The following is a 6,494-nucleotide window of genomic DNA, read 5'->3' on the forward strand; positions in this document are numbered from 1 at the left end:
AGCAAGCTGGCGCGGACTCCGGCGTCTGGCCGCTCAACAGCGGTAGCCCGAAGCTCAACTTATGCCCTCAAAAGGTAATCAAACGCCCACTAAGAGGTCGTTTTCATAGAGGGAGCACGTTTCGTCATGTTTCGTTCTCGCGCTAGGCGAGGCCGTTGACGGGGTGAAGGGCTGGCGAGGTTGAAGAGCCTCGCGGAGAGTCCGTATTGCCTATTTCGTCCGCTGAAGCCTGTCTCATTCCAGGACGCCCTTTCCGGTGCCATGCTTCGGTGGCCGATGCCGCGCGCCTGGGCGCACTCGTCTTCCCGCGGTACGCCATCACCATGCGGCCACGACGCGCCTATCCGAGTGACCTGTCCGACGCCCGCTGGGAGTTGATCGAGCCGGTCCTGTCGGCCTGGCGGGCCGAGCGCCGCAGCAGGGCCCTGGAGTTCGGTCGTCTACCGCAGCACGAGCTGCGCGAAATCATGGACGCGATTTTGTATGTGGACCGCACCGGGGGGCAGTGGCGCTATCTGCCGCACGACTTCCCACCCTGGGAAACGGTGTACGGGTACTTCGGCAGGTGGCAGAAGGACGGGGTGTTCGCCCAGCTCACTGGCCTGCTGGGCGAGTTGGTGCGACAGCGGGAGGGCCGTGCGGCGAAACCGTCGGCCTGCCTGATCGACGCGCAGAGCATCGAGACGTCCACCAGCGTCCCCCGCTCCGGCCAAGGCATCGACGCCGGCAAGAAGATTGTCGGACGCAAACGCAGCATCATCACCGACACACTCGGCCTGCTGCTGGCGGTCCTGGTCACCGCCGCGAACGTGCAGGACCCGGCCGCCGGCACCCACCTGCTCGACCAGGTCGCCACCACCCATCCCGGCCTGCGCAGAATCTGGGTCGACGGCGGCTACCGCAAGCACCTCGTCGAGCACGCCGCCACCCTCGGCATCAACATGGAAATCGTCGAACGCGCTCCCGGGACCAAGGGCTTCACCCCGGCCCCTAAGCGGTGGGCCGTCGAGCGAACCTACGGCTGGCTGATGCTCCACCGCCGCCTGGTCCGCGACTACGAGACGCTGCCCGCCGAAGCCATGATCCACCTGGCCATGGCCGACCTCATGGCCCGCCGGCTCACCGGTGAGTCCACCGTCTCCTGGCGCGACCCCATAAAGCCGAACCAACCACCCATTCCGGGATGAAACAACAGGAGAAAACGACCTCTCAGGCCCGGGCTCCCTCGGGGGCCGTCGGCGGCTCGGCGGGTGTCGGCGCGGGTGGGCGGAAGAGAACGGCACGGGCCACGGGCGGAGCGAACAGGGCGGTGACGGGCGTGCAGAGGCCCAGTACGGATCGGAAGACGGGCCCCACTACGGGGTCAGCGGGGTATTGGTCCAGCACACGCCGCAGATACCAGTTGGCGACGCGGTCGGCCGGGCCGACGGCCGAGGCGGTGCCCACGGAGCCCGGCATCGTCCGGTCAGCCCCTGCGGAGATGTCCCATGCCTGCCGGGAGGCCGCGAGCAGCGCCTTCTGCACGCGCCGCGTCGTGGGGATCTGGCGCTGATCGGCCAGCGTGTCACGCAGGGCGACCGCGCTCATCGCGGCGACGGCCATGCCCTGCCCGTAGACCGGGTTGAATCTGCACAGGGCGTCGCCGGTCGCGAGGAATCCGGCCGGGCGGCGGCCGGGCAGATCGTAGCGGCGGCGGATGTTCGCGGTTCGCCGGTAGCCGAACGCCGGTGAGAGCGGTTCGGCCTCGTCCAGCCACTGGTGCAGGAGCGGATGCGCCAGCCTCTTCTTCGTGTACGTCACGAACTCGTCGTCATCCGTCGGCGGTTCGTCACCGCGCAGCCCCGAGACGATGACCAGATGAGTGCCGTCCTCCAGTGGCAGCGCACCGCCGGCGTGGACGTGGGCGGGGCTGGGGTAGACGTAGTAGCCGCGGGTGTCGCCGTCGAGGATGCCGCTCCTGCCGCGGTAGACGCGGGAGGCATAGGCGAGACCCGTGTCGATGGTCTCCTCATGGGCGGCCTCGGCTCCGATCGCCGTCAGCCACTGCTGGGCCTTCGTCCCGCCGCCGGAGGCGTCGATCACCAGATCGGCCGCAAGGGCCCGCGGTTCGCCCCGGATCTCACCGGAGCGGTCCCGCAGCAGCACTCCCCGCACGCGCGAGGCGTCACCGAGGAGCCCGACCGCATCGGTCCCTTCCATCACGCTGATCACCGGGTCGGCGAGGACGCGCCGCCGTACCAGCTCCTCCAGCTGCCCGCGGGAACCGGTGTAGATGTGCGTCGTCGCGGGCGACCGCCGGAACCAGCGCCCGTTCTGTCTCTGGACCATGTCCGACGGCAAGCCCAGGCGCGGCGCCCCCGACGCCCGCAGCTCCGCCATGAAGCCCGGCAGCAGCGATTCCAGGGCCACTTGGCCGCCCTCGAGCAGAACATGCGGATGCCGACCCTGCGGAACACCGGGTCGTGGCCCGGCACCGTCAGGGAACCGGTCGCGCTCGACGACGGTCACCCGGTCAGCATGCCCGGCGAGGACGTGCGCCGCGAGAAGCCCCGCGAGGCTCCCGCCGACAACAACGGCATGCCTCGCGCCCCGCCGGCCACCCGCCCCGTAACGCCCCGTCGTGTCCGCGGATCCCACTGACGCACCTCTGATCGCTTCGCCTTCGGAAAGCCTTAGTATCCCCTCGCGCAGGCCAGCTTGGCTTCGTTTCGGCTCTTTCCCGCCGGCTCAACACGCTCGCCATGGAACACCGTGCCGCCCAAGCAGTCAGGGCGCGTCGCACCCCGAACACAAGAACCTCGCATGCAGACCCGGTCCCGCATGCCCGCGCCCCGCGCTCCGTGCCTGAAGCGCTGCGGATGTGGAGGCTCACGTACTTGATCGCCGACACGGGCCCGTCAGTACGAAGGCGGCCTGCGGCGACGCAGGAGACCCATCAGGGGGATCCATGCGCGAGATGGTCAGTGCCATCGCGGCGTTCGCGACCGCGGCCACCGCGGTGGTGGCGATGAGCGGCGCGGCCCAGGCCGCGCCGGCGGGCAACAGCACGGTGTACGGATGCCTCTCCGGCAACGTGTGCATCTGGCCCGAAAGCGTCTGGCCGCAGGAAAACCCGCACCCGACCAACCAGTACGCCAGCTACGGCGCCCACAACCTGAGCCACCAGTTCGGCTATCACTGGGTCCTCAACAACCAGTACGGCGGCGCCACCGCGGACCTGTGCGCCAACTACGGCGGCACGAACTGCGGCGAACACCTCGCGCAGGACCAGTGGACCTGGACGTACCTCACCCCCATCAACTCCATCAGGCTCAACCGGCCGACCCTGCCGTAGCGCGCCGCTCGCCACAGGGGGCAACGGGCCGGGACCTGTCCACGCCGGTCCCGGCCGTCCCGTTCTCCGCCACACCGGGTGCAAGCTTGACCTCCCTGCCCGCCCCCCGCAGTGGCCTGGGCATCCGCCGTATCAGGGTGGGCGCCGACGACTTCGCCGAACAGCCGCACCCCTTTCCTCGTCCCGGAGTGGGGTGATCAGGCAGAGATGGTCGACAAAGAAGTTCTGCATCTGCTGCTTCAGAAGGGTCGGGGGTGCCCGTACGGGGTGCCCGAGCTTGGTCGGGGCATTGCCATCAGCCCAGCACAACCGCCTCCAGGCGCCGGGCGGCAGGCGTCGTCTTGTCCACTCACGAGCGGTCGGAGCGCGCTTGTGCGCAACTCAGCTGTTATCGGACAGAATCGTGGTGCGGGTCCTGACCGGGACGGAAGCGAACCGAGACGGGGTCCTCGCCTGGCCTGGCAAGCCCCCTGCGGTGTGCCGACCGTTGCGGCAGGAGCGATGGCTGTGGCCGCTCGCGAAGTGGCCCACAGCCGACGGTGGGGCCGCAAGCGCGCCCCGGGCCGCCTGGACTTCGCCTGTCCGTGCTCCTAGCGTCCGTGGCGATGGGCGGCAGCGCGGCACGGCAACCGGGCTGTACCGAAGGCGCTGCCCCCGGCGCCTCATGGGAGGGGTCGATGACGATCCAGGCCACGTTCAACCGCTCCCAGCTCAAGTGGGACACGTACATGTTCCTCGGGAACCAGTACCTGCTCTACAACCTCGCCGACAACACCGTGCGCCAGAACCCGCGCACCATCCTCGACGGCTGGCCGGGCCTGCAGAACACCCAGTTCGCCCAGGCGATCGACGCCGCCGTCCCCTACTCGTTCAGCATGGCACCCGGTGCGCTCGTCCTGCCGGAGGAGAAGGACTACCTGTACATCTTCCGCGGCGACACGTTCGTGCGCTACGACGTGGCCAACGAGCAGATCCTCTACGGTCCCGAGACCATCGCCGACCAGTGGCCCGGCATGAAGGACGCCGGATTCCAGCGCAACATCGACGCCGCCTTCCTGGACCAGGAGGACGTGCCCTTCGGGACCGTGGACACCTACTACTTCTTCAAAGGCGACCGGTTCGTCAGCTACGACGGCCTGCGCAACCGGGTCAGCGGCGGTCCCTACCTCATCGCCGACAAGTGGCCCGGGCTGAAGGCGGCCGGCCTCGACCGGGACCTCGACGCGGTCGTCTACCAGATCATCCCCGCCCAGGTCCTGGCCGGGACGAAACGCCGGCTGTGCTACTTCGTCAAGGGCGACCAGGTTCTCCAGTTCGACCTCGACGAATGGAAACCGCTCAGCGGCGCCCGCAGCATCTCCGACATGTGGCCCGGCCTCAAGGGCACCGAGTTCGCCGCGGCCACGCCCTCGCCGGGCTTCCCGCCGGTCAAGGCGCACGTCGACTTCTGGATCGACTTCGTCAACTACGGCGAGTACAACCCCAACCCCTACGGCTCCCTGCGACTGGACCTCAAGGACGGCAGCCACTTCCGGTTCTGGACACAGAAGAACATGGGCAACGCCACCCCGGCCCGCACCAGCGCGGCCCCGTCCATGGACCTGCCGTTCACCGAGGACGAGATCGCCGCCGTCGGCTTCTGGGTTGATGAGTACGACCTGGCCAGCGCCGACGACTTCCTCGCCCGCGACGTCAGGGAGTACCACGGCAAGGCGTCCTACAACGTCACCACCAGCGACGGCAGCGTCACCGTCGCCATGACCGTCAGCCCCCCAACCGTCTGACCCGCCCCACCGGCCGGCCAATCGGGACACCACCTCGGCCCGCGGCACCACACAGATGCAGCGGGCCGAGCACCTACCCGGCAGAGTCCACTTGCTCATGGCCCCCGTACCGCCACGACGTCGGAGGGTCTCGATGATCCAGGAGAGTTTGAACCGCTCCCGGCTCAAGGACGACGTCTACCTGTTCCGCGCGGATCAGGACGTGCTCTACCAGTTCGGCGATGACACCGCGCGGGTGGGGCCCCAGGCCGTGGAGGTCGGCTGGCCGGGCCTGAAGGGCAGCCAGTTCGCCGAGGGCATCGACGCCGCCCTCCCGTAAACGGTGGATGACCCCACCAAGATTCCTCCCCAGCCCCCCGACACCGACTACGTCTGTCTCTTCCGGGGCCGGGAGTACATCCGCTACGACATGGCGCACCACGAGATCGTCGACGGCCCCACCACCGCGCGCCCACAAGCAGCCGAAGGCACCGCGCAACGGCCGTGGCCCTGCACCCGGGCCAGTCCAGCATCTGACACCGCGTTGTAATTCGCGTGTCAGTGGCGAGAGGCACGGTGGGGGTCACGGGCGCCGTCGGCCCGGAACGGCTCGAACCACTCGTCGGCGGCCAGGTTCACCAGGCCCAGCGTCTGGTGGATCTCGCCTTCGAGGTCGTCGACGCCGTCGAGTTGAGCGTCGAAGAACATGAGCACGTCGTGGTCCTCAAAGAGCGGGTCCGAGCACCTCTCCCAGTCGTGGTCGGCGCTCCGCTGGGGCAGGTGGGCGACGCGATCGTGCAGAGCCCTGGGGCGGTTGCCAGTGATCGAACGGGCGTGGCTGATCATGAGGTGCAGGGCCATCTCCTCGCCCGTGCACGTCGGTTCCACTCCCACGGGCGTGTTACGCAGGTCGCCGGTGAGGTCGTCGAAGGCGCGGGCCATCTGCCGGCGCCACTGCCCGTCCCGGCGGCGCGTGATGGCCGGGAGCCGGCCGAAGACGCCGTCGGCGCCCGGTGGCAGCGGTTCGTCGCCGAGGGCGGTCACCTCCTGCCATGCCTGGGCGGACAACTCCTCACCCGCCCAGGCCAGCACGGCGGCCGTACGGGGCGTCAGGACCTCCTCGTCCTGCTCGTCTTGGTCTTCCGGTTCCTCGTCCTCGTCGCCGCGGTGCCAGTGCGGGTGCTGGGCGCCGGAGACGAAGCGCGCGCGGGCACGGGCGGCAGCTTCCTCGGGCGCCGCCATGCAGGTGTCGATGAGATGCAGCTCGTCGGAGAAGACGGTGGCGGCCAGTTGGCCCCCTTCCTGCCGTGGTCTTGGCGGTGCTGTAGGGCGGGCACGCGCGATGGCCGAGATCTCGACGGACCCGTCGGCGATCTCCGGCACCTCCAGGGCGAACA

The 6,494-nt window shown here is 69.1% G+C and carries 6 protein-coding genes; 4 read left to right on the forward strand and 2 right to left on the reverse strand.

Features of this window, described 5'->3' with window-relative positions; all coding sequences use genetic code 11:
* The first annotated feature begins 323 nt into the window (after positions 1-323).
* Positions 324-1,187: an IS5 family transposase gene (locus tag ABZ877_RS39555; RefSeq protein ID WP_361081544.1), complete on the forward strand. Its 864-nt coding sequence runs from the start codon at positions 324-326 to the stop codon at positions 1,185-1,187.
* Positions 1,188-1,209: 22 nt separating this feature from the next.
* On the opposite strand, the gene ABZ877_RS39560 is transcribed toward ABZ877_RS39555, so the two are convergent.
* Positions 1,210-2,637: an FAD-dependent monooxygenase gene (locus ABZ877_RS39560; protein ID WP_361081530.1), complete on the reverse strand. Its 1,428-nt coding sequence runs from the start codon at positions 2,635-2,637 to the stop codon at positions 1,210-1,212.
* 310 nt (positions 2,638-2,947) lie between these two features.
* Between ABZ877_RS39560 and ABZ877_RS39565 the strand changes: the two genes are divergently transcribed.
* From ABZ877_RS39565 to ABZ877_RS39575, 3 genes are all read left to right on the forward strand, one after another.
* Positions 2,948-3,334, forward strand: a complete 387-nt coding sequence (locus ABZ877_RS39565) for a hypothetical protein (protein ID WP_361081533.1) — start codon at positions 2,948-2,950, stop codon at positions 3,332-3,334.
* Between the two features lie 677 nt (positions 3,335-4,011).
* Positions 4,012-5,118 (forward strand): hemopexin repeat-containing protein, encoded by a 1,107-nt coding sequence (locus ABZ877_RS39570; protein WP_361081536.1) that lies wholly within the window; start codon positions 4,012-4,014, stop codon positions 5,116-5,118.
* A gap of 133 nt (positions 5,119-5,251) precedes the next feature.
* Positions 5,252-5,437, forward strand: a complete 186-nt coding sequence (locus tag ABZ877_RS39575; RefSeq protein ID WP_361081539.1) for a hypothetical protein — start codon at positions 5,252-5,254, stop codon at positions 5,435-5,437.
* Positions 5,438-5,655: 218 nt separating this feature from the next.
* On the opposite strand, the gene ABZ877_RS39580 is transcribed toward ABZ877_RS39575, so the two are convergent.
* The coding region (locus ABZ877_RS39580) for a hypothetical protein (protein ID WP_361081541.1) at positions 5,656-6,494 on the reverse strand (839 nt) is incomplete at its 5' end.

Origin of the sequence: Streptomyces sp. NPDC046939, assembly GCF_040644575.1 — a bacterium.
In the GTDB taxonomy this organism is placed as follows: Bacteria; Actinomycetota; Actinomycetes; order Streptomycetales; family Streptomycetaceae; genus Streptomyces.